This is a genomic window from Acinetobacter sp. I-MWF (genome assembly GCF_025433935.1).
GTDB classification, from domain to species: domain Bacteria; phylum Pseudomonadota; class Gammaproteobacteria; order Pseudomonadales; family Moraxellaceae; genus Acinetobacter; species Acinetobacter guillouiae.
On sequence record NZ_JAMBAR010000001.1, the window covers coordinates 2246816 to 2272244 of the forward strand.

The 25429-nt window shown below is 37.5% G+C and carries 21 protein-coding genes and 1 pseudogene; 7 read left to right on the forward strand and 15 right to left on the reverse strand.

What is annotated here, in order from left to right; genetic code table 11:
• Window positions 1-208 precede the first annotated feature (208 nt).
• The 3 genes and pseudogenes from adeE to M2R48_RS10465 form a co-directional block, all read right to left on the reverse strand.
• A complete protein-coding gene (gene adeE, locus M2R48_RS10455; protein ID WP_262086054.1) occupies window positions 209-3322 on the reverse strand; it encodes a multidrug efflux RND transporter permease subunit AdeE in 3114 nt (1037 codons plus the stop codon).
• A gap of 11 nt (window positions 3323-3333) precedes the next feature.
• Window positions 3334-4458 (reverse strand): efflux RND transporter periplasmic adaptor subunit, encoded by a 1125-nt coding sequence (locus M2R48_RS10460; protein WP_262086056.1) that lies wholly within the window; start codon window positions 4456-4458, stop codon window positions 3334-3336.
• Between the two features lie 97 nt (window positions 4459-4555).
• Window positions 4556-4738, reverse strand: a pseudogene (locus M2R48_RS10465) (IS982 family transposase); the annotation flags it as partial.
• Between the two features lie 91 nt (window positions 4739-4829).
• Here M2R48_RS10465 and M2R48_RS10470 point away from each other — a divergent pair.
• The gene (locus M2R48_RS10470; RefSeq protein ID WP_262086057.1) at window positions 4830-5468 is read left to right on the forward strand and encodes a TetR/AcrR family transcriptional regulator; all 639 of its coding nucleotides are present in this window, start codon (window positions 4830-4832) and stop codon (window positions 5466-5468) included.
• A gap of 45 nt (window positions 5469-5513) precedes the next feature.
• Window positions 5514-5639 carry a hypothetical protein gene (locus M2R48_RS10475; RefSeq protein ID WP_262086058.1) on the forward strand — a complete coding sequence of 42 codons (126 nt, stop codon included), beginning with the start codon at window positions 5514-5516 and terminating at the stop codon, window positions 5637-5639.
• Between the two features lie 120 nt (window positions 5640-5759).
• Here M2R48_RS10475 and M2R48_RS10480 read toward each other — a convergent pair whose 3' ends face one another.
• Window positions 5760-6464: an SDR family oxidoreductase gene (locus M2R48_RS10480; RefSeq protein ID WP_154130902.1), complete on the reverse strand. Its 705-nt coding sequence runs from the start codon at window positions 6462-6464 to the stop codon at window positions 5760-5762.
• Between the two features lie 120 nt (window positions 6465-6584).
• Between M2R48_RS10480 and M2R48_RS10485 the strand changes: the two genes are divergently transcribed.
• Both M2R48_RS10485 and M2R48_RS10490 read left to right on the forward strand, forming a co-directional pair.
• Window positions 6585-7499 carry a LysR substrate-binding domain-containing protein gene (locus M2R48_RS10485; RefSeq protein ID WP_262086059.1) on the forward strand — a complete coding sequence of 305 codons (915 nt, stop codon included), beginning with the start codon at window positions 6585-6587 and terminating at the stop codon, window positions 7497-7499.
• A gap of 358 nt (window positions 7500-7857) precedes the next feature.
• On the forward strand, window positions 7858-10059 hold the full coding sequence (locus tag M2R48_RS10490) for a TonB-dependent siderophore receptor (RefSeq protein ID WP_410004160.1): 2202 nt from the start codon (window positions 7858-7860) through the stop codon (window positions 10057-10059).
• 99 nt (window positions 10060-10158) lie between these two features.
• On the opposite strand, the gene metC is transcribed toward M2R48_RS10490, so the two are convergent.
• The 10 genes from metC to M2R48_RS10540 form a co-directional block, all read right to left on the reverse strand.
• Window positions 10159-11331: a cystathionine beta-lyase gene (gene metC / locus M2R48_RS10495; RefSeq protein WP_262086061.1), complete on the reverse strand. Its 1173-nt coding sequence runs from the start codon at window positions 11329-11331 to the stop codon at window positions 10159-10161.
• Window positions 11332-11731: 400 nt separating this feature from the next.
• Complete coding sequence (locus tag M2R48_RS10500) at window positions 11732-12202, reverse strand: Lrp/AsnC family transcriptional regulator (protein ID WP_004720411.1); 471 nt, start codon at window positions 12200-12202, stop codon at window positions 11732-11734.
• 202 nt (window positions 12203-12404) lie between these two features.
• Window positions 12405-13298 carry a LysR family transcriptional regulator gene (locus M2R48_RS10505; RefSeq protein ID WP_081409302.1) on the reverse strand — a complete coding sequence of 298 codons (894 nt, stop codon included), beginning with the start codon at window positions 13296-13298 and terminating at the stop codon, window positions 12405-12407.
• A 48-nt stretch (window positions 13299-13346) separates the two neighbouring features.
• A complete protein-coding gene (locus M2R48_RS10510; protein ID WP_262086062.1) occupies window positions 13347-14699 on the reverse strand; it encodes an MFS transporter in 1353 nt (450 codons plus the stop codon).
• Between the two features lie 45 nt (window positions 14700-14744).
• Window positions 14745-16031 carry a salicylate 1-monooxygenase gene (salA, locus tag M2R48_RS10515; RefSeq protein ID WP_262086063.1) on the reverse strand — a complete coding sequence of 429 codons (1287 nt, stop codon included), beginning with the start codon at window positions 16029-16031 and terminating at the stop codon, window positions 14745-14747.
• 485 nt (window positions 16032-16516) lie between these two features.
• Complete coding sequence (locus M2R48_RS10520) at window positions 16517-16771, reverse strand: hypothetical protein (protein WP_004720401.1); 255 nt, start codon at window positions 16769-16771, stop codon at window positions 16517-16519.
• Between the two features lie 165 nt (window positions 16772-16936).
• Window positions 16937-19144, reverse strand: coding sequence for a TonB-dependent siderophore receptor (locus tag M2R48_RS10525; protein ID WP_262086064.1), 2208 nt, complete (start codon window positions 19142-19144; stop codon window positions 16937-16939).
• A gap of 159 nt (window positions 19145-19303) precedes the next feature.
• Window positions 19304-19642, reverse strand: coding sequence for a DUF6616 family protein (locus M2R48_RS10530; RefSeq protein WP_262086065.1), 339 nt, complete (start codon window positions 19640-19642; stop codon window positions 19304-19306).
• Between the two features lie 66 nt (window positions 19643-19708).
• A complete protein-coding gene (locus M2R48_RS10535) occupies window positions 19709-20200 on the reverse strand; it encodes a MarR family winged helix-turn-helix transcriptional regulator (RefSeq protein WP_262086066.1) in 492 nt (163 codons plus the stop codon).
• A 424-nt stretch (window positions 20201-20624) separates the two neighbouring features.
• A complete protein-coding gene (locus M2R48_RS10540; RefSeq protein WP_262086067.1) occupies window positions 20625-21233 on the reverse strand; it encodes a TetR/AcrR family transcriptional regulator in 609 nt (202 codons plus the stop codon).
• 179 nt (window positions 21234-21412) lie between these two features.
• Between M2R48_RS10540 and M2R48_RS10545 the strand changes: the two genes are divergently transcribed.
• Genes M2R48_RS10545 through M2R48_RS10555 form a run of 3 tightly spaced genes read left to right on the forward strand, consistent with a single transcriptional unit; the run spans window position 21413 to window position 24280 of the window.
• Entirely contained in the window at window positions 21413-22465 is a 1053-nt protein-coding gene (locus M2R48_RS10545) for a sugar phosphate isomerase/epimerase family protein (RefSeq protein ID WP_262086068.1), read from the forward strand.
• Window positions 22466-22485: 20 nt separating this feature from the next.
• Window positions 22486-23367, forward strand: a complete 882-nt coding sequence (locus tag M2R48_RS10550; protein ID WP_262086069.1) for an alpha/beta fold hydrolase — start codon at window positions 22486-22488, stop codon at window positions 23365-23367.
• A gap of 1 nt (window position 23368) precedes the next feature.
• Window positions 23369-24280, forward strand: a complete 912-nt coding sequence (locus M2R48_RS10555; RefSeq protein ID WP_262086070.1) for an alpha/beta hydrolase — start codon at window positions 23369-23371, stop codon at window positions 24278-24280.
• 109 nt (window positions 24281-24389) lie between these two features.
• Here the strand turns inward: M2R48_RS10555 and M2R48_RS10560 are convergent, their stop codons facing one another.
• A complete protein-coding gene (locus tag M2R48_RS10560) occupies window positions 24390-25415 on the reverse strand; it encodes an enoyl-CoA hydratase/isomerase family protein (protein ID WP_262086071.1) in 1026 nt (341 codons plus the stop codon).
• Between the last annotated feature and the right edge of the window lie 14 nt (window positions 25416-25429).

Genomic DNA, 25429 nt, shown 5'->3' on the forward strand with positions numbered 1-25429 from the left:
AATTATCAGTTTAAATTATTAAATTTAATAAGTATATTTCTCCGTTCCTTATAATTATGAACTAGATTTTATATAAACATAAGTTAACTAAGATATCCAAGACTGTGGCTACACAACACTATTGCACAGCCCAGTAACGTGATAATCCAAGATTATACATCACGTTACTGGGTATCCTAATGAACATAATATAAGTAAGGGCCGTACATCATTTATTAGGAGAAACTTTCAATCTTATAGATACCTTGCGTACCAAAAAGAAAAATAATGGAACAAAGAAAATTGAAAGCAATGTGCCGGATATCATCCCTCCTGTTACAGCTATACCAATTTCTCTTCTACTCGCTGCACCAGCTCCTGTTGAAACTGCCAGTGGTAAAACACCAGCAACAAATGCCAATGAGGTCATGATAATGGGTCTTAATCTTTGACCTGCACCCTCAATAACAGCCTCCATTAATGACTGGCCCTCTGCTAGTTTCGCTTCTGCAAACTCTACAATAAGAATCGCATTTTTAGCTGAAAGACCAATGGTTGTCAGCATCGCGACCTGAAAATAAATGTCATTAACATATCCTGCAATACTGGCTGCAATAACAGCACCAATTAATCCAAGAGGGATAACAAGCAAAACGGAGAATGGAATTGACCAACTCTCATATAATGCAGCTAAGCATAAAAAAATAAATATGATAGATGCCAAATATAACCAAATCGTCTGACCACTCGCTAACTTTTCTTGATAAGACAAGCCACTCCATTGAAGACTAAAGCCTTGTTGTTGATCAATTAACTGTTGCATTTTATTCATTGCAGCCCCTGAACTTTCACCAGTTGCGGCAGAACCTTGAAGCTGAACAGATGAAAGACCATTAAAACGTTGCAACATCTGCGGTCCCATTTGCCAATTAACAGATGAGAAACTAGCAAATGGTGTCATTTCTCCTGTCGTTCCTCTTACATACCACTGACCAATGTCTTGTGGTAATGACCTATATGCCGCATCACCTTGTAAATAAACGCGTTTGACACGACCTCTATCAATGAAGTCATTAATATATGAACCACCCCATGCAGTTGATAAAGTACTACTAATATCAGTCTGTGCTAAACCGAATGCACTTGCCTTACGTTGATCAATATTGACCTGTAATTGAGATTTATCTTCGAGTCCATTTAATCGAACCGCAGCAAGTCCAGGATCTGCACTTGCCTCTTTTAGAACCGTACTTTGTGCAGCTAACAAAGCATCACGCCCTTTACCCTCCGCATCTTGCATCCATAATTCAAATCCACTGGATTGACCTAATCCACGTACCGCTGACGGAGAAAGTACTTGAACCCGCGCTTGTTTCATTGAGCGAAAATGTGCATTTGCACGAGAAATAATTGCCTCGGCAGTATTATCTTCTCCCTTACGATCATCCCAATGTTTTAGACTGGCAAATGCCATACCTACATTCTGACCGCTACCAGCATTATTTCGTCCCATAACCATAAAAATAACATTTAAGTTATCTTTCTCATTCGTCATGAAATACTCTGAAATTTGGTTACCTATTTCTTGGGTTTCAGCTAAGGTCGAGCCCACAGGCGTACTAAATTGGACCATGACAGAACCCTGATCTTCTTGTGGGAGGAAGCCCGTATTCATTCGTGTGTATTGCCACCCTAATAAAGCAGTGATCACAACAAATAAAACCACAAATATTTTAGGTTTATTGATGATCTTAACGAGTACATTACGGTATTTGGACTGACTTAGCTCTACTTTTTGATTGAACCAAGTAAAGAAACGTCTCTTTTTATGCTGATGATTGTTAGGTCTAAGTAAAGTAGCACATAAAGCTGGAGATAAAGTTAGGGCAACCACAGCAGAAAGCACCATCGCTGAGACTAATGTCACAGAAAATTGCCGATAAATCATCCCTACGGAACCACCAAAAAAAGCCATCGGTAGAAATACAGCAGACAAGACCATCGCGATACCAACTAACGCACCTGAAATTTCTTTCATAGAAATAAGCGTAGCTTCTCTTGGATCAAGACCTTGCTCATGCATTACACGCTCAACATTTTCTACAACGACAATTGCATCATCAACCAAGAGTCCAATCGCCAATACCATCGCGAACAATGTCAATGTGTTAATGGTATAACCCAATACACTCAGAATTCCAAAGGTACCTAACAAAACCACTGGAACAGCAATTGCAGGAATTAATGTGGCGCGCCAACTTTGTAAAAACACGAACATCACAATAATGACAAGGAAGATTGCCTCAGCTAGGGTCTTAATCACGCCTTGAACAGATGCTTCTACAAATGGAGTACTATCACGTGGATATGCCACCTTTAAACCTGCTGGCATGGATGCTGTTAATCTTGAAACCTCTGCTTTAACACGTTCAGCTGTTTCAAGAGCATTTGCACCTGACGCTAACTGAATTGACATACCTGAAGCATATTTACCATTCAATCTCGTGGTCGTCTGATAATTTTCTGCGCCTCGTTCGACATGAGCAACATCTTTTAGCAATATTACACTGCCATTTGGCTCAGTCCGCAAAATAATATTTTCAAATTGACTTACCGTTTGTAAACGAGACAATGCAGTAACAGTTGCATTTAAAGCTTGGTTTTCTTTAGTCGGTAAAGCTCCAAGCTCACCTGCTGTGATTTGAGTATTTTGAGCTTCAATAGCAACTCTAACATCGGATGGCATCAAGCTATAACTATTTAGCTTATGCGGATCAAGCCATATTCGCATCGCATATTGCGCACCAAATACTGTGACCTCACCAACCCCATCTACCCGACTTAGTGGGTCTTGAAGTGTACTTACCATGTAATCAGATATATCAACATCTGATCTAGCACCACTTTCATCATAAAGAGCAAAAACTAACAAACTGTCTCCTTGAGACTTTGTAACGGTTATGCCCTGTTGTTGAACTTCTTGTGGTAAACGACTCAATGCCTGATTTACTGCGTTCTGTACCTGGACTTGAGCTGTATCAGGATTCGTATTTTGATCAAAACTCAAACTAATACGAGCCTGACCGGCTGAACTACTTGTAGATGAAAAATAAAGTAAACCATCAATTCCTTTAATTTGTTGCTCTAATATTTGAGTAACACTATCTTCAACTGTACTGGCTGATGCACCAGGATAGTTTGCTGTTACATTTACACCGGGAGGTGCAATATCAGGATATTGCTCAACAGATAAAGTGAAAATGGAAATTGCACCCATCGCCATAATGCATATGGACAGTACCCACGCGAATATCGGACGAGCGATAAAAAAACTAGACAGCATACGAAAATTCCTCAGCGAATGAGTGTAGGCTCAACGGTCATACCTGCACTTAATCCTTGCAGACCTTCGACAACAACTTTATCTCCAGAACGCAAACCAGATAATACTAACCATCGATTGTCTATGGCTTCGCCTAACGTAATCGCTCTTTGTTCAATTTTATTCCCTTGTCCAATAACCCATACAAATGCCTTACTATCAGCATTTCTAATTTCAATCCCTTGGGGAATTAATAAACTTTTTGGACGTGGTCCTGTACCAAGTTGTGCCCGCACATACATTCCTGGCAATAAAGATTGATTCGGATTTGCAAATGAAGCTCTTAATGTGATACTCCCAGTTGCTTCATCTACTGTGGTATCACTAAACTTAAAAGTTCCCTTTTCTTGATAGTTCATTCCATTATTCAACTCCAAACTTACAGTTAACTCCTCAGGCTCTATTCCATCTTCTGTAAGTTGTTTCCGAAGCGCCATATATTCATCACTGGATTGAGTTAAATCTACATACATTGGATCTAAATTCTGAATAGTTACTAGAGCATCTACTTGACTAGATGTTACAAGGGCTCCACGGGTAATCGCAGATCGACCGATTCTCCCCGAAATTGGAGCTGTGATTTGAGTATAGTTAAGATTGGTTTGTGCAGTTTTTAACAATGCTTTATTAACGTTCACTGCAGCCTTTGCTTGCGCATAAGCTGCTCTCGCATCATCAAGCTCCTGACGACTAACACCATTGACACTAATTAATTGCTCATAACGTTCAGCTTGAAGGCGAGTTGAATTTACCGTTGCCTGAGCCAATTCAAAATTACCTAATGCCTCTGCAAGACTGTCTCGATAAAGCGTTGAATCAATTTTATAAAGCGGCTGCCCCTTTTTAACATATGAACCCTCTTGGAATAGCTGCGCAACAACTACACCATTTACTTGAGGTCTAACTTGTGAGACTTCAGATGCAACTGTCCGGCCAGCTAATACGCGGTCAGTTTCTATAGTTTCAGGAGTTATCGTCATCACACTCACCTGCTGTGTGGCTTTTTTTACAGGTTGGTCTGAATCACACCCATTTATAAAAGGGAGTAAAACAACGGAAAAAAATATTTTATAACAAGGAAATCTCAAATCAGGCATATCTAGAACCATAGACTTATAGATAATTTATTTACTTTACTGTAAAGTAAATAATATTGATAGATTGAAAATTGTAATTAACCTGAATCTTGCTTTTGATCAGATGAATTATATGTTGATAACAAGGTAGGCTTCTAAACAAATGGGACGAGTTAATACTGAGCATTGAGTGAGGAATCCTAAAGCATCTATGGTTTTGCTTTAAGAATTTCCAATAAATTGATTCAAATTCTAGAAAGAAATCATCAATTAGACAGAATAATTGGGTACTATCTAACATAAGGACTGGGTTGTGAGTTTTGTGTGGTAACTCAACTGATGCCTCTATCCTCTTTTTTTAGTCAATTTCTTATCCGCGATTCAGGTTAATTATGTTAAAGAAAAGTCGAGGACGTCCTTCTAAAGCTCGTCCAAATATTATTTTGGCAGCACGTGAGCAATTTCTTGAACATGGTTTAGATGTAAGTCTAGATAAAATTGCGGTAAAAGCAGGAACTACGAGACAGACACTTTATAATCACTTCCCAACAAAAACAGCTCTACTCATTGAAATTTTTGAAAACTTCAAAGCAGAAATGGAGACACCATTTGATGAGAAGAATAATTTAAATGAAATAATGATGTTAGAGCAGCTATTAATACAAATAGGCCAAACTGTTCAAAATCATTTCTATAATACTAACGTAATACGTCTTCAAAGGTTAATGATTATAGCATTAGTAGAAATGCCAGAAATACTTGAGCAGGTTCAACAACGTACGTATGGAAGTATCAAAAAATCGATGATCAATATTCTCGAATCAGCTAACAATGCGGGAATTATCAAAATTTCAAATTCTGAAGCAGCAGCTAAAGCGTTCCTTGGCGCTGTTATGGGCTATGCGTATCCTGCAACATTATTAGGTGGTGCAGTTCCCACTTCTGAAGAGTTACAACAGTTGAATGAAGAAGCCTGCCGTACTTTTCTAAGCGCGTGGCAATTTAAAATTGAAATGGATAGCTCGAAATAATTAGATTTTGATGAGCGTAAATATCTGAAATTAACACATCAGATATTGCCTCTAGGCGAACTTACGCCTGCACGTGATGTTGCCGAAATGGTTGCTTTTCTTGCAACAGGACGCTCCTGTCATAGTACTGGTGCAACAATTGACATTACCAGCGAAGATTACGCGCGTTAGACATTTAATATAGTAAGCAAACATAAATTCAATAAAATTAATCATGTATCTAATCATTAGATTATTCTATTCAGCCTTATAAACTCATTGATAAGGCTGAACTAAGGTCATCATCATGAATTAAACTGAACGAGTGATACCGCCATCTACACGAATATTTTGCCCTGTGATATAACCTGCGCCTTGTGAAGCAAGAAAACTGATAGTTGCAGCAATTTCTTCACTGGTACCATAGCGTTGCAACGGCACAGATTGGCGACGTTGTTCGGTTTCAGGCAAACTATCAATCCATCCTGGTAAGATATTATTCATACGAATATTTTTTGCCGCATATTGATCCGCTAAAATCTTAGTAAACGAAGCCAGTCCTGCACGAAAAATAGCTGAGGTCGGAAACAGGTCACTGGGTTCAAATGTCCACGCACTCGAAATATTGATAATCACCCCTGCATTCTGTTTTTCCATGATCGGAATGACTAAGCGAGTGGCACGAATAATATTCATTAAATAAGTATCTAAACCTAAATGCCATTGTTCATCAGTGATTTCCAAAATAGGTGCACGTGGACCGTGTCCTGAACTATTGACTAAAACATCAATCCTCCCCCATTTTTGATATGTTTGCTCAATCAGCTTGTTGATATCAGCTGTAGATTGATTGGTACCTGTCACACCAATGCCATCGAGTTGTTTAGCAAGCTCTTCTCCTCTACCTGAAGAAGAAAGAATACCGACATGGTAGCCATCTTGATGTAATTTTCGTGCTGCTGCTGCACCCATACCACTTCCACCAGCCATGATTAATGCTACTTTTTCTACAGTCATTTGTGCTATCCTCTAAACGTTTTATGATCGAATATATATGAATACTGCAACTAGAATAGCATTAAGCTCCGTTGATCTGGTTTGACCTTTTCTCTTAATTGAATGTAGAAAAACTATAGTATGACGCTACTTAATCGCTTACCACCTTTGAACGCATTAAAGGCCTTTGAGGCCGCTAGTCGGCATTTAAATTTTAAATTCGCTGCCGAAGAGTTACATGTCACTCAAAGTGCAATTGCGCAACATGTCCGTCATTTAGAAGAAGAATTGGGAATAAAATTATTTGAGAGACATCCGAAAGGCGTAAACTTAACAGCGAATGGTCGAAAATATGCCGCGAGCATTACTCAGGCTTTTAGTTTAATTTTTGAGGCAACTCAATCGTTTCACCATTCAAATCAGCAGATTACATTGAGTGTTACACCAACTTTTGCAGCGAAATGGTTAATTCCTCGACTAAATCAATTTAGACAATCTCATCCTGATATTGACTTGCAGATTTTGGCTACAGAACGAGTCTCCCACTTTCAAAATGATGCTGTTGATTTGGCAATTCGTTATGGTAAACCACCATTTGGTACAGGTTTAAATACTGAATTACTGTTGCAAGACACCTTTATTGCGGTGGCAAGTCCTGAGTTAATCAAGTCACTTAAGCTATCAAATCAGAGATCTTTAGAGATCAGCACCTTAGACCAGTTCACCTTATTACATGATGCACATAATCTTTGGCCGCATTTTATTGAGAAATTAAAATTCAAGAATACGCAAAATCTATTTAAAAATATCCGCTTTAATCAGACTGCACTTGCGATTGATGCTGCTATTGCTGCTCAAGGAATTACTTTAACCCATCCAATATTTGTACATTCAGAGTTAGCGTCTGGAATACTTATTAAAGTTTTTCCACAGGAGTTAGCCATGGAAACAGGATTTTATGTCGTTTATCCACGTCATACCGTTGGTGCTGAAGCCTTATCGAAAGTTCATCATTGGCTATTTACTCAATTTGATCAGCCAAAAGCATCTGATTAAACTCGTGTTGAAGATGAGGCTTAGTATGTTGATATTAAAATATTTTTTAAGTTCATAGTTAATTTAAAAAGATATTCAGTTTTTCTTTATAAAAAATAAATTCGCAATTTTCACCCTATTCTATACAGCATAACAAAATTCAAAATCTTTTATAAAAACATGACTTGTTAACAAAATTAATTATATATTTTATATATAAATAATAAGAATAATGATTTATATAATTTAATGAGAATCATTATTGATAATTAATTATCCATATGTTACTTTTTGTAACGCTTTTCCGTCCGTAACAGGTTCAAAGCAATAGAAAGGCAGAAAACCGATAGCGCGCATTTTTTATTATGGAATTAATCTTATGTACAACTTCTTCCCTTTGAGACATGCATTTAAAATGCATCCTCTAGTACTTTCTATGGCTTTAACTATTCCATCTGTTGTTTATGCGGAAGAAAAAACAGAAACAGTGGCTTTACCAACAATCAAAATACAAGCAGAAAGTGAAAATTCAGCGATTACAGAAGGGACACAAAGCTATACAGCCAAAAGTACAAATACTTCAACAAAATTAAACTTGTCCCTTCGTGAAACACCTCAATCTGTCAAAGTTTTAACACGTGAATATTTAGATGACCGAAACATTGATTCTTTTCAAGATTTAATGAATACCATTACAGGTGTTTCAACCTCGCGTACCGATGAACGTCAGTCTGTTTACGCTCGAGGCTTTCAGGTCGATTACTATTTAATAGATGGAATGCCGAGTACTACAAACTTAGGTGCAGGTGACCTTGATTTAGATATTTATGATCGTGTAGAAGTTGTTAAAGGTGCAAATGGACTTACCACAGGTGCTGGTAACCCTGCAATGGGACTGAATATGGTCCGTAAACATGCCAATGCAAAAGAATTGACGGGTAATCTGAGCACTTCATTCGGTTCTTGGAATGCATGGAGTAGCTCTGCGGATATTTCTACTCCACTGAACGAAGATGGTTCACTTCGTGGACGTATGTTCGTCAAACATGCTGATGAAAAATCCTTTATGGATTTTTATGAAAAAGAACGCAATGTATTTTATGGTGCGATTGATTACGATTTGAGTGATAAAACTAGTATGTCACTTGGCGCAACTTATCAAGAGTTACAACGTGATGGTATTCGTTGGGGAGGCACTCCAGCATTTTATGATGATGGAAGTCGTACTAACTTTGATCGAAGCTTAACGGTAACTGCACCTTGGACTTTTTGGGATGTAAATACCACAGCAGTATTCGCCAATTTAAAACAGAATTTATTCAATGATGTTAATTTAAATGTTGCATATACCTTTCGTAAAGAAGATGTAAATACCCTTCTGCTTTACACTGGAGGGCAAGTAAACAAAGCAACCAATACCAGCCCACTGAAAAATAAACCTGATCCTAAGACAGGTAAAATCACAGATAATGTTTCAGTATATGGCTCTGAAGCAAGGAATGAAGAAAATAACATTGATCTTTTCATCAATGCGCCTTTTACACTATTTAACCGCCCACAAGAAATAATTATTGGTGGTTCATGGAATAGAAATGAGAAGACCAAGGATATTTTTGGGGGATCCAATACTAAAAATGAAATCGAGAAATATTTAGGCGGTCCGCTCGACTATAACAATATGGCACAACCACTACTTCAATCTGTCATTTTGAATGGTGTAAATGCTCTGAATCAAACGACTCAAACTTCAGCTTATATTTCTGGTAAATTTCAAATTCTCGATCCATTAAAAGTGATTGCAGGTACACGTTTATCTAATTGGAAATATGAGTCTGAAAATGGTGTAGGCAATCGTGAATTTAACAACGAAGTCACGCCTTATATTGGCGCTATTTACGATTTTGCAAAAGATCACTCAGTCTATGTCAGCTATACAGACATATTTAAACCGCAAAGCCGTAAAGATGTAAATGATCAATATCTAGATCCTGCGAATGGTAAAAACTATGAAGCAGGTTTGAAAAGTGAATGGTTTGGTGGACGTTTAAATACAGCTTTATCACTATTCCGCATTGAACAATCTAATTTTGCTGAAGCAATAACAGGACAATTTATTGTACGTAATGGTCAGCTTACAAATGAACAAGCTTATCGTGGTGTAGATGGAGTTGAAAGTAAAGGCTTTGAATTTGAAGCAGATGGGGAAATTAATGAACACTGGGGCGTTAATTTTGGTATTGCTAATTTTGAAGCAAAAGATGCAAAAGGTGTAAAGGTTAATACAACGAATTCACGCACAACATCTAATCTATTTGTGAAATATAAAGTAGATCTATGGAGTGCTGGACTAGGTTTAAATTACAAAAGTAAATACTATACGGGTACTGGAAATACACGTATAGATCAAGATGCTTTTATACTTGCTAGTGCGATGTTAGGTTATCAAGTTGATAAAAATATTAAGCTTCAGCTGAACGTTGACAATATTTTTGACAAGAAATACTACGAAGGTATTGGTGCAAACTCTATGAATTGGGGTACACCAAGAAATGCCACATTAAGTGTCCGCTATAATTTTTAATCCATTTTAAATTAAACCCTCTATTTTATTAGAGGGTTTCTTCTATAGTCTTGCTATAATGGATATTTAAGGTCTCATTTTACGATAAGTATAATGAAATTAAGCTATCGCACACTGCGCAGCAACAGCCAAAGCCTCATCCAAATCCGCTTTTAAATCGTCTACATGTTCAAGTCCTGCATGTAGGCGCACCAAATATCCACGACTAGGCAAATGACTTTGAGTGCGATAAGGTGTTCCAACTGGCAAAATCAGACTTTCAAATCCACCCCATGACAAGCCGATGTGGAAAAGCTTTAAAGAATCAAAGAAAGCCTCAACAAAACACGGATTGTTTTGTTTTAGGTAAAAGGAGAATAAGCCTGTAGAACCAGAGAAGCTCTGTTGCCATAGTTTGTGATATGGATTCATTGCTAGAGCTGGGTGATTTACCACATCAATTGCAGGATGTTCATTTAGATAATGAGCGAGTATTACACCATTCTCCTCATGCTGTTTTAAGCGAACGGCTAAACTACGCAACCCACGTGATGCTAGATAAATATCATCTGGACTAGTCGTTTCACCAAAAAAGTGAACCACTTTATTTAATTGCTCTATGGATGCTGCATTTGCTGTTGCAGTTCCCATTAGAATGTCAGAATGCCCACCAATATATTTTGTGACAGCCTGAATTGAGACATCTGCTCCATGTTTTAAAGGTTGAAAAAACAATGGCGTTGCCCAAGAGTTATCCACTAAAACCTTGGCATTCATTCGATGGCTTATTTCTGAGATTGCGGCAATATCGCTAATTTCAAAAGTAATTGAACCTGGTGACTCTACAAAGACCACACTGGTTTTTTGATTAATTTTGTTGTTTAACTCATCTAAATCACATGAGTTAAAGTATTCAACATGGATTCCCAGTTTGGGCAACATACTGTCTGCAAAACTTCGTGTTGGCCCATAAATATTATCAGCAATCAGAACATGATCACCTGCTGCAACAAATGCCATTAATGCATGAGTACAAGCCGATAGTCCAGATGGGAAAACCATGCATCCTGCACCATCTTCTAATGCATTAATTGCACTTTCAAAAGACTTTGCTGTAGCAGCACCAAAACGGCCATAATGTTTATAAACACCACCATTTTGCTTATGATCTTCCCATTCTTTAAAACTATCGACGACGATAGTTGAACCTCGATAAACAGGTGTGTTCACCAAACCATCAAAACGCTGAGGGGTTCTTCCCAAATTTATGACTTGTGTACAAAAGTGATTCATAGCAGCACCAGCATGATTTCTAACAAATATTTCTACAACTAATGATAGATAAAATGCATAGAATTTTTATTTTAAATAAATCACTATTTTTCAAATAATATAGAATATAAATCCGTATTTGAATATTTAATGGGAATTTTATTCCCATAATGACATGATAAGGTAAATATTCATAATGTGGCTGATTGATATGTTCAATGCGTTATTGAGTAGTTTTTTAAAGTCATTTACTTAGAAAATATGCCTAGCAAATTTACTTTGTTAAATGTTGATTTAATTTTTTATTGTCATAAAGGGAGATAGTACGATTCTTTCTTAGTAAAATGCGGAACAAATCAACCCTAAAATAAATACATCTTATTGAGACCTAGCTTTGATTTTTATGAAAAAACATCAATGATCAAAGAAAATTTAAAGGTAATTCAGTCGTATATTTAATTTGTTCCATGGCAAAACTGGAGCTCACGTCAGTAAGGCCAGAAATTTGAATTATTTTTTTATACACTTTGTCATACTCAAGCACATCGGGTACAGCGACTTTTAACAAATAATCAGTCTCTCCAGCCATCCGATACACTTCTATAACTTCATCGATTGTATGGATATGATTGTGAAATTTTTCAATCCATTCTGCATTATGTTGTGCAGTTTTAATAAAAACCATAACAATCACATTGATATTTAGTTTTTTACGGTCTAATAAAGCAACTTTAGCGCGAATGATGCCTTCTTCTTCCATTTTATGAATGCGTCGCCAACATGCTGTATTACTTAATCCAATACGATCTGCGATATCGCCAATCGCCCAGGTACAATCTTTTTGTAATAGTTCTAAAATGCCACGATCGTATTTATCTAGCTGTAATTTCATGCAGTTCACTTTATATAAGGAATTAAAAAAATAAGTCACTGATTTATCTATGATTGGAATGATATTCTATTTTTGACAAGATAAATAGATTTTTAATTCTTAATGCTGATTACTTGAAATTCTCATTCAAATAAAGAGCAGTTCAGATAAGTTATGGCTCTATTCACTGTTTTTTTAATACATTGCAAATAAAAATACGGCGTTAAAGCGATTGGAAAAGTTCTTGTAGTGTTTGGATAAACCATGTTCTGGCTTCTATGTCATCTCGATGGTTATACCAATTGGCACTTACATTAAACGGTTTAACTGAAAATGGTAATTCAAAAATATTGACATCACCATTACGCGCATATACTTTTGCTGCCCTTGAAGGCAAAGTCACTAATAATTCAGAACTGGTCACAACATCTTGTAAAACACTAAAATGAGGAAGCTCAAGCATGATTTTTCTTTTTAAGCCCAATTCTTTCAGCCTTTGATCAATTTCAATATGACCTGTTGAAGATTTAATAGCAGCATGATTTTCTTGAAAATATTGTTCTAAACTCAGTGTATCCCTTATACGTGGATGGTACTTATGCGCAATGCACATATAGCGTTCTTCAAATAAATTACGTGATTCAATTTTAGGCATAACAGTATAACTACTATTGAATACAGCAACATCTAAAAAACCTTCAGTTAGCCATTCTTCTACTTTATGCGATTGAATTTCTTCAATTTCCACCTTAATAAATGGTGCTTCTTTAGAAAGGTATTGAATTAAAGAAGGTAGTAAACATATTTCACCCAAATCAGATAAGCCTAAACGAAATATCCGAGTTGAGGTTTTTGGGTCAAAGTATTTAGACGCTGTAATTGCCATTTCAATATCGGTAATTGCTTGCCTAAAGCTTGGGTATAAACTTTGTGCCAACTTGGTCGGTTTGACTCCAAATTTGTCTCGTTCAAATAAAGGGTCATTTAAAAATTTACGTAGGCGATTTAGATTATAGGTGACAGAAGGTTGGCTTAAATTGAGGCGCTCAGCTGCATGACTAATATTTTTAGTTTCAAAAACGATAATAAAAACTTTAATAAGACTTAGATCAATCAATTGTAATATCTCTATTGAATGAGGGAGGTAGACCTCCCTACTCTACTTTTAGATTTGTAGCGCTTTCACCGCCAATTTTGTTTTTTTCAAGCGTAAGTGAATCATTGAAACACTCATTACTGCAATAACACAAGGGATTGATAATGCGATAAAATTATAATTAATGGGCAGACTTAAGCTTAACAGCCAACCACATAGGATTGGCCCTAAAATTGCGCCTAAGCGCCCCACACCTAACGCCATTCCTAAGCCTGTTGCACGAATATTGGATGAATAAAATTGAGACATATACGCCAATAATAAGATTTGCCCACCAATTGATGCAGCACCAGCAACCGCAATACAAAAATAAAGAATGACCATTGGTAAATTATAACTCAGTAAGATTAATGCGATCGCGCCACTTAAAAACAGTGAGCATAATACCTTTGCCAGATTAAAACGATCCGCTAAGTAGCCACCACAAATTGCACCAAGCATTCCCCCAATATTTAAAGCCAATAGAAAAACCAGACTGGTTGATAAATCATAGCCTGCTTCTACCATCAATTTAGGTAACCAATTACCTAAAGCATAGACCAATACAAGCGCCATAAATACGCTGCCCCAGAATAAGAGTGTCACCATCCCACGATTTTCTGCAAATAAATCCTTGATCGGGGTTTTAGAGGTAGATTGATTGTCTTGATGAAGACCAATTTGAGTCTGAGACGTATAGGTAATATTGCCGTCAATTTGTTTAAGGATCTCAATGGCTTGGTCAGTTTTATCACGGCGCACCAAATAATCAATCGATTCGGGTAACAGCTTCCAGATTATCGGAATGAGTAAAAGTGGCGTGCCTCCTAGAATAAACATGATTTTCCAACCAAATTGCGGGACTAACCACATTCCTAATAAAGCTGAACACATTCCACCGACTGCATAGCCACTAAACATTAAGGAAACCAAGGTTGAACGTAGTTTTTTAGGTGCGTATTCAGTCATCAAGGCGATTACATTTGGCATAACCCCGCCTAAACCCAAACCAGCCAAAAACCGAAAGACTCCAAAACTTTGTGGATTATTGGCATAACCACAAAGTAAAGTAAAACCACTGAATAAACAGATACATAAAATAATTAATTTTTTGCGGCTAAATCCATAGCTTTCTAATTTATCACTCAGGCTACCGAAAATAATTGCACCAAACATCATCCCAAATAAAGCGACACTGCCCAGAAATCCAGCCGTAATACTGTCAATTTGCCATTCTGCCATCAACTTGGGTAAAGCAACACCGTAAATCACTAAATCATAACCATCAAAGATAATGATCAATGCACTGAATAAAATCACCCGCCAATGAATGGCTTTTAATTTGGCATGATCAATAATTTCATTTGCATTTATGGTTTGCATAATAGACCTCCCTGGTCATATTGTCCTGTTTGTAATCTTTGTTGTTTAAGTCGTCATTTCAGTGTGCTGTAGTTGTTTTGCTAATGCTGCTTTAGCTGTCTGAATATCATTTTCAAGCGAATGCTGCCACAACCAGTCAAAACGCTGTGCCAAATGTTGGCCTATTGACTCAAAATCAGGATATTTCGATGAATATAGCTCATAGATTTCACCTGATTCACGCGAGGTATTTTGAACTTTCACGGCGCGCGCTAATCGAACTTGCTCATAGATTTCAGATACAGCTTTGATAGATTCAGATGTCAACTCAGGGTTTTCTAATAATTTAGCTAAAATCAAAGCATCCTCTAAACCTTGTCCAGCACCAGCACCTTGATGCGGTAACATGGCATGAGCAGCATCGCCAATCAAAATCACATTATTGTTTTTGTTTTTATAGGTTTCTAAAGGTTGAATTTCATGTAATGCCCAAATGGTTGGTGAGTCGATCAGATCCAATAATGCCTTACAACTCTCGCTCCAGTCTGCAAAATCAGCTAGCATGGCTTGTTTTGAAACAGGCGATGTCCATGGTGTATTCTCTGCTAATACGGTTTGCGTGCGATCTGACTTAAACGCGACAATGTTAATTTCTTCACCCTGACGGATTGGGAAAGTTAAGATATGTTTATCTTTCCCTAAAAGCATTTGTGGTACATCGGCAATTTCTGCATCATTTCCCAGTTTTGCAATAGCTTGCTTAAAATCTTGAAATTTAATAATTCCACGATATGCCCAAGTCCCCGAAAACTGAGGTTCAACACGCGCTAATTGATTAGAGTCAAGCACATGGTTTCGAACAACTGAACGGATCCCGTCACAACCAATCACATAATCAAATGTAATGTGTTGACCATCAATAAAGTGAATTGTCGCTTGTTCTTCATCTGCCTCAATTTCTTGTACACGTTTATTAAAATGTACATTTGTTAAAGGCACTAACGGAATTAAGCGATCGAGAAAATCTGCACGATGTACCGAAGACTGTCCAACTTGTGGCGCAATCGATGCAGATAGATACTCATCGGTATAACCATTACGCCATTGAAACCAAATATCGGTGTATGGTGCCTTTACCTGATCTGCAATAGATTCATACTCTTGGCTTAGACCTAATAATTGAATGGCTTTAACTGCGTTGGCACCAAACGAAATCCCTGCGCCAATCTCGGAAAACTGTGATGCGGACTCAAAGAGATGTACATCTAAATGTTTATTTTTGACCAATTGAGTGGTGAGTGCTAATCCCGCAATACCGCCACCAATCACAGCAACTCTAATTTTTTTGTCCATTTTTAGCATTCCTTACTAAATTGCTTAGAATTCTATGATTGGTTATTTTTTAGAATAAATCCAATTTATATTTTTAAGTTTATACTATCTATTTTTTTGATATTTATTTAAATAAATCTCTTTCATAAATGAAAAAGTAATCATGTAGCGTGAATCATATTGCGATTGAAAATCCCTTCTCCCTTTGGGAGAAGGCTAGGATGAGGGGAATTTTATGTTGATTTTTAGCTTTAAAAAGGTCTTATGAAATAATCTTAAAGTATTGATATAACTAAATTAGTATTTTATTTCTTGAAGGATATTTTAAATATCACGTTTAGTTGTATAAATTTATTTGAAATTTAAATAAAATATTTAAGAACCTTGTCTATACAACACTATTTTTTCTTATTGAGATCACTTTTTAGATTTTGGTTTTTAAAATACAATTTTTATCTTTTCTGAAATTGCGTAAATAACCATTTGTCTCAAAATCATTAAAAGGATCAAACATGTTGAGTTTCATCAAAATAACGGCCAAGCAAAATCAACATTTGTGAACCATCGATCACATTTGCTCGACGTAAAGCAATCACTAATTTTTCAGTTTCGTCTGGTTTAACATCATCATCAGCTAAACGAGTAATCGTTTGAGCCAATAGACTACTTCCAGTATTGATATAGCTTATATGGTTTTGACGTGCAAGTTTCGCTATATATCTTTTCAACCCTTTATGTGGAATTTCATTCACATTCAGCATCACAAAGTTCCTTAATAAAACTGCCTCTCTATTATAACATGGGTAACTTCTACGCTAATAAAAAATGAGATGCTATTGACGGTTCGTTAATTAAATTATCTAACCGTCAAATATTAACTTAGTTTACATCTCAATTTAAATTACCAATAGGCTCAGCAAGTTACTTTAAAAACCCACAGTCCACGAGAGTTGCGCTGTACGTGGTGCACCAAGAAATAAATAGTCATCGCCTAAGAAACTCCCTGCATCGCGCCAGTATTTTTTATTAAACACGTTATCAACATTAAATCGAAGCGTATTGTCATAACCATAAGCACGGAAGTTATAAGCTGTACCTACATCAAACACGCTATAGCCTGATACTTTTACTGTACCTGTTTTATTGGCATATTTACTGCTGCTGTATTGCATGCCAGCCAATAAACGTAAGCCATTCACTTGTGATACTTGATAAGACAGATGATTAGCAAAACGAACACTTGGTACATTCTGAGTTTGATGACCTTGATAATCAGCCACTTGTATTTCTTTTAAACGTGAACGAATCAAAGCTAAAGAAGAGGTTATATCTAGATTTTGCCCTAAACGTCCTTGTAAGCCCAATTCCAAACCAAGGTTATGTTGCTTACCATCCGTGACAAAGTAATTGCTTGAGTTGGTGTATTGATTGTCTTGGGTTAAATCAAACAATGCCGCGGTAAACAGTAATGTTTGCCACTGCTGCTTAATCCCCAATTCATACTGAGTTGAATTTATCGGTGCTAACGTTTTAAAAGCATTACCTTCAATACCTTGATCAGGAATACCAGTAGCAAACCAAGGGGCTTGTCCACCATCACTTAATCCTTTGGCATAAGAAGCATAGAGATGTGTCTGTTCCCAAGGTTGATACATCAACGCAAACTGCGGTAAGAAACGATTGAAATTCGTTTCTCGGATGTTGTTTGCATCTTCATCATAGGCATTTTCATTTAAATGCATCAGCCTACCACCCAACAGCATTGACCATTCAGTGTTAAAGTCAACATGGTCAAGTAAGTTCAATGCGGTTTGTTGACTGTCTAATGATTTATAATGTTTACCTAAAGTTTTATCAGTAGGCGCATACGTTATAGGATCATTATAAATATTTCCTGTACCGACCAATTCATTGATTGCATTATATTGTGTATGCCGTTTCCCTGTATGTGACAGTTCTAAACTTAGCTTATGCTGCCAAGCCCCAGTGCTAAACTTGCCGTTTAATCCTACTTTAAATTGATTGGTTAAGAAGCTGTCGTCAGGATTACGGAAATCATAAATATCATAGTTACCATTTTGGTCAAAAGTATTACCTAAACCTGTCGTTTGGCAAGTACTGCTATAACAACCCCACGGAAATGCTGAATAATCATCAATCACGACACGGCTTTGTGCAGCAGACAGATTTGTTGTCCAGTTGTCATTGACTTGGTAAATATATTTTAAGCTGGCATTTAGGCTTTCATTGGTCACGGGGTTACTCCAGCTTTGATAGCCAAGTAAACGATCCCATTTAACCCCAGTGGGTACAGTTGTACCATCCAGTAATTGATAACCAGCGACTGAGCGCTGACGTTGACGCTGTGATTCAATGTCAAATTCTAATTTTGAGCGATCTGAAATCTTCCAATCTAACGCCAAAGCACCAAACAAACGCTGCCCATCTGCATGCTCAACATAAGGATGAATTTCTTCTTTGGCCAGATTCAGTCGATAACCAAACTGCTGATCTTCTCCCAACCAGCCACCCAAGTCAGTTGCAACACGATTGCCACCATGACTATCTACTTCAACGGTAATAGCATGAATGTCTTCTGGGCGTTTAGTGACATAATTGATGACACCACCCGGTGTTGACATCCCACTTTGAATCGCACTCATACCCTTTAGAATTTCAACTTGTGCTTTGTTCTCAAGTGCCACATTTTGCTCGCCACGCAACAAATGACCATTGAGCAAATAACTTGACCCTAAATTTAGGTTAAAGCCACGCATAATAAAGTTTGGATAGTAACCAATGGGCGCATAACCATCGCCGATTGCTGCATCATTTTTAACAACATCCGTCAGGGTTTTTGCATGTTGGTCAGCGATACGTTCCGCGGTGACTGTACTGATAGATGCAGGGATCTCAGCAAGATTTTGCTGAGTAAATCCTGATAAATTTACCTTGGGTTGATAATAAGCAGTTGGTGTTGTTTCTTCTGTTTGAACGCTTACTTTAATTGTTTTAAGTTGCTGTGTATCTTTTTCAGTATCAGCATGTGCCAATGCTGAACTTAGCCCTAGACATGAAAATGAACCAACTGCCAATAATGCTTTTTGTAAACGAGAAAATGGATACGTTTTCACAGTAATTGTCTAACCCCAAAAGATAATCTTACAGCCTAAATTTATGCGCATGAGTATTCACAATTTTCTTCGATTGAACAAGCATTTCTATAAGATATTTAAGCTTTAAAGAACACTTTGATATGACCTTGAAAATAAATAAGCATCTTAGAAGAAAAATTAAAACTTCGCTAAAGCATCAAGGTGTTGCTGGAAATCACCTTCCGTCCCTGCTGCATTTACATGATCGAAGTAGTCATACCAACCACTTGCTTGAATACCTGTTAACAATGCATCCCGTGCCTGTTGATTTGGAAAGCGCCAAATCCCGATAAAGCGATGATGACTACTTTGATCAACGGCAGTATCAATCTCGGTGAGTGTTAAAAGCTCAACACCCAGATTAGACAAGCCTCCCATAGCCGCGCCAACATCACCCAAATATTGTTGGCGCTCTTGTGTAGGTAAAGCTTGCCAAACTGCATTTGGTGTATAGAGTTCAATTAGATAGTGATTCATGATTTTTCCTTGATTTAATCAACGTTTTATATCGATAATTTAAAAAATTTTTATGTAGATATTTTATCAGCGTTTATCAACAAGATTTTTCGCTACTTTCTCAAGTAAACCTGTTAATTGCTCACGCTCAGCTTGGGTTAAACCAGCAAACAGGCTGGCAATCCAGCGACTATGCTGATCAAACACAGTTTTTGCGACTTGCTTGCCCTTTGCCGTCAGCTGAATACATAACGCGCGACGATCTTCTGGATCTGCGTGACGTTCTACCAATTGTTCACGTTCTAAACCATCCAGTAGTCCAGTGACTGTGGCACGGGTAATTCCCGCTTGTTCAGCTAAAGTTTTAGGCGCTACAGCATCATTAGCTGCATCAAGGAGAAATAAAAGCACAAATCTCCCTTCAGATAAGCCATAAGGCGCAAGCTGTGCGGCACAATCTCGATCAATACTTGAAGCGAGTGAAAGCGTTTGAAAACAGAGGCGCAAATTTTCAATATCTGCCATTTTACGGCGTTGCGCTTCATGCAAAAGCGCTGTGTATTTCTGTTCTAGATTCATTTAGTATTTAACCATATAGTATGGCAGCTAATTATATATTGAATATTTTATCTGTGTCAAGATAGATTCTTTACCAGAAAAACAGTGCTTAAATTGATCGATTTTAAACGGACTAAAACAGATTTTTTCAGATTAATTTTTATGTTTACTTTATCTTGTGTTAAATCGATAAAATATTTCTTAGTGTTATTTTGAATAGGATAAAACCTAGCTCATAAAGTTTTATAATTTATTGAAATATATATTTAAAATTTAATTTATTTGTAAATTAAACCCTATTCAATATTGCCCTTGCAAAGTGATGAGACGCCCATTTATTCGCCGTAAAGCAATGTTTAAAAACTCAACAAAATAAGTCGCAATCATACGATGTATATTCCAAGTCAATATTCATCACTTATACATTGTTACTGCTGATCTAGGTCTAAGCTTTTGAAGATGAAACCAGATATTGATCTAAATTTTTAAGGGAAAAATCGATGATTTGCACAAGCATTTGTTCTGAATAACCATCTCTGGCTTGAACGGATAATCCATGTAGCACTAGTCCGTAATATTGCCCTAATATTTCAGGATCAGCATGTTCTAATAATTGTCCATCTGCTTTCGCCTGTTTAAAACGCTTAACCAGACTTTGACCACGTTCAATACGTTGTTGCTTCATCCAGTCTAAAAGGCTTTGATTTTCCTGACTTAATACACTTGCAGATGACACAACCATACAGCCATATGAATGATTATTCTGGGTATAAAGTTTGATTGCTTCTTGAAATAATTGGCTGATCGCATCCTTAATATTTGCTTGTTGTAAAGCGTGGATCGCAAAGCCGCCTTCATTTTCTTCGTAGTGTATAACAGCTTCTCGAAACAACGCTTCTTTAGAGCCAAAGGCTTTATAAATACGCGCTGAAGCAATACCTAAGACCTCGACTAAATCTGACATCGAAGTCCCTTCATAGCCATGTTGCCAGAAAAAATCACGCGCTTGAATCAGTGCTTTTTCCCTATCAAATTCTCTTGGTCTACCAGCCATAACGACGCTTCAATCCGATTTAGTGTTTTTTATTATCATTCGAAAAAATAAATTTCGCAAATAAATCAATAGGATTTGTTGGACAGTCTGCCCTTTTTTAGATTCTTTTTTAAAAACTTGTTGTTTTTATTCAAAAGAAAGCCTATTGTTTGTCGATCAACAACCAATTGAGTTTAGCTATGCAAACCATCAAAGGTCCAAGTATTCATCTCGCACAATTCAGTGATGATATTTTCCCATTTAATAATTTAGAGAGCATTGCTGCATGGGTTTCGGACAAAGGCTTTAAAGCTGTACAACTACCAGCATGGGACAAACGTTTATTTGATGTTAATTTAGCAGCCACAAGCCAAGATTATTGCGATGAAATACAAGGGGTTTTACAAAATAATGGTTTAGAAATTAGTGAGTTGACAACGCATATTTTTGGTCAACTTATGGCTGTGCATCCAGCTTATGATGCTTTATGTGATGCTTTTGCACCTTCACATTTACATGGAAATTCAGTAGCTAGAACTCAATGGGCTGAACAACAAATGTTGGCTTCTGTTCAAGCATCTGCCCACTTAGGTTTGCAAGATATGGGAACTTTTTCAGGTTCACTGGCATGGCCTTATATCTTTCCTTTTCCTCAACGCCCCGCTGGACTTATTGAAACTGCTTTTGATGAACTTGCACGTCGTTGGATGCCGATCCTCAATGCTTGTGATGAACATAATGTCAATCTGTGTTACGAAATTCATCCTGGCGAAGACTTACATGATGGCATTTCCTTTGAAATGTTCTTAGAACGGACACACCACCATCCACGTTGTCAGATTCTTTTTGACCCGAGTCATTTTATTCTGCAACAACTGAATTATTTGGAATACATGGATATCTATAAAGATTTTATTCGGATGTTCCATGTTAAAGATGCGGAGTTTAACCCGACAGGTCGTCAAGGAATGTATGGGGGCTATCAAAATTGGGGAGATCGTGCAGGTCGATTCCGTTCTACTGGAGATGGTCAGGTTGATTTCAAAGCAATTTTCTCAAAATTGGCACATAACGACTATCAGGGCTGGGCAACTTTGGAATGGGAATGTTGTTTAAAAAATAAAGAAGATGGCGCAAGTGAAGGTGCTGAGTTTATTCAACAACATATTATTCATGTTACTGATAAAACCTTTGATGATTTTGCCGCAGCGCCTGTCAATCAATTGCAAATAAATCAACTTTTGGGTATCTAAGGCAGAGATTGGAATTTACTATGACAACCATTACAACACATGAAAATTTAGTTGATCAATTTCAGCATCATTACATTCATATAGACAGTAAAAAACTTCATTATGTCTCTACAGGTCGTGGTCCTGTTGTATTACTTATCCCCGGTTGGCCACAAACATGGTACGCATGGCGAAATGTAATGAGCGTCTTGGCGGCCAACGGTTATCAGGCAATTGCTGTGGATCCACCGGGAACAGGATATTCTGTTCCGCTGAATGGAAGTTATGATACGGGGCGAATTGCGACAATTTTATCCAGCTTAATGTCAAAACTTGGACATGATACTTATTCAGTGATTGGTCACGATATCGGGATGTGGGTTGCTTATGCACTTGCAGCTGATTTTCCCCAATCTGTTACTTCTCTGGCTGTGACTGAAGCCGTTATTCCCGGATTGGCAACACCACCGCCTATTTTTGTTTCAGCTGATGAAAATATTTTTCTATGGCATTTCATGTTTAATCAAGTGATGGACTTACCTGAAGCTTTGGTCAGTGGACGTGAAGAAACTTATCTTAATTATATTTTTGATAAGTGGTCGTGGCACAGAGATAAAGTCGCCGCTGAAACGTATATTGAGGCTTATAAAGTATCGGGACGTTTAACGGCTGGTTTTAATTACTATCGTTCAATCCCGGAAACCATTCGTCAAAATAAAATCCGCGCAACTAAAAATCTAGAAATGCCTGTATTGGCGATTGGTGCAGAACAGGCAACCAATGATGCACCTTATGAAACCATGAAAAAAGTTGCACCACATTTAACCAGTGCAATTGTCAAAGATTGTGGTCATTTTATTATGGAGGAACAACCCGAAGCGTTTTGTTCCCTGATTTTAGAATTTCTACAACAGGAGCAATAAGATGCCTTTAGATCATCAAATTGCAGACTGGCTTAACGCTAGACCTGCTGCAACAGCTGCAAATACGCTTTGTGAATTAAGAGCGCAGGTAAATCAGGACATCATACAACAGCAAGGTATTGAGCAAGATCCCAGCTATCAAACCAGTTTTTGGATTACAACTTCTGATCAAGCTCAAATCCAAGTTCGGGTATATACGCCCTATGCTTTGGTACAGCTACAAAGCAACCCAGCTTTAGTATTTGCCCACGGTGGTGGATGGTGTTTGGGGAGTTTAGATGCGTGGGATCGTTCATGCCGCTTACTGGCAGAATCAACACAGCATGTTATCTTTTCAGTGGATTATCGCCTAGCGCCTGAATTCAAATTTCCAGTACCGCTGACAGATTTTTTTACAGCACTTCGTTATATTCAAGAACATGCTTTAAGTTTAGGGCTTGATCAAAATCGTATTGCTGTGGGTGGTGATAGTGCGGGAGCTAACCTTGCAGCGGCTGCATGCTTACTCGCTAAAGCGCATCCAGAAATCAAAATTAGTCAACAACTGCTGTTTTATCCAGCCTTAGATGCCACGATGCAGGGTAAATCCTATGAAACTTATGCGGATGGTTATGGCTTAACGACTGCAACAATGGCGTATTGTTGGGATCAATATTTAAATAGTGATTCTGACAAAACCAATGAGCTGGTGAGTCCTCTACTGGCACAATCATTACAAGGCTTACCTGAGGCAACAATTTTTGTCTGTGAATATGATCCACTGCGTCATGATGGCGAACAATATGCTGAAAGATTAAGAGATGCTGGTGTCTCGGTGAAATTTCATCTTCTAGCAGGAATGATTCATGGTGCAATCCATATGACTGCAATCACAGAGAAAGCCAACGCTATATACGATAAGATCGATTTATAGGTGCTTTTGATCATCGTGAAAAAAGGAAATCGCATGATTTCCTTTTTTTGTTGCCTTTAAGCGTATCTGAATGTTTTTAAAAACAGAACTGATATACGCATTAAAGATATTAACCTAATTCAGCCAATATTTTATCTAGCGTTGCATTCTGTTGCTGCCATTTGGGCTGTTTATCTTTGTCGACAATTAAAGCACGAACACCTTCAAGAATATCGCCATGTTCAAACCAGATATCCTGTAAATTTCGTTCCAACTGCATACATTGTTGTAATGACAATCCCCGTCCCAAGTATTGCAGTCTTAAACTGGTCTTTTTCGCCACCCAAGAACGTTGTTGCAAAGTGCTTAAGACTTTGCTTGCCCAGGCTTGATGCTGTTGGTCTTTTTCATTTTCAAGACTTTTTTCAATATCTTGCAAATTTTCAAAGCCAAAATGCTTACGAATGTTCTCAACCGATGCACTGAGTTCACTTTCTACAGGACGGGTAATAAATTTAGAAATTATCTGTTCAATATTGTCTTTGCTTAAATTGCTTGATTGGCTCAACGCATCAAGTAAGGCATGAAACTGTTGGCTAGGAACATGATAATCAATCAAATCTAAATATAAGGCATCACTGCTACTGATTTGGTCGCCAGTGGTTGCCAAATAGACCCCAATATCATCTAAACGTGACAAGAAATGCGTTGCTGCAACATCAGGAAAGAAACCAATCGCCGTTTCAGGCATGGCAAAACGTGATTTTTCACTGCTAACAATAATATGACAGGCCTGTGCCAGACCAAAACCGCCACCTAAGACATAGCCATCTAACAATACCACAACCGGTTTTTTAGACGCGCGAATGCTATTCAACATGTCATATTCAGCGATAAAATAGCCTTTATGGCCATCTGTACCATTTTGATAACAATCATAAAGATAACGAATATCACCGCCTGCACAAAATGCTTTTGGGCTATTAGATTTGATCAGTATCGCTTGAATGCCAGCATCATTTTGCCAAGTTTCTACTTGTGTGCGGATACCATTGATCATATCCAAAGTCAGTGCATTCAGGCTGGACACTCGATCTAAGCTAATCACACCCAGAGCTGCGTTCTGTTCGATAATTAAATGATTTTCAGTATTCATCCGATCTTCATCCT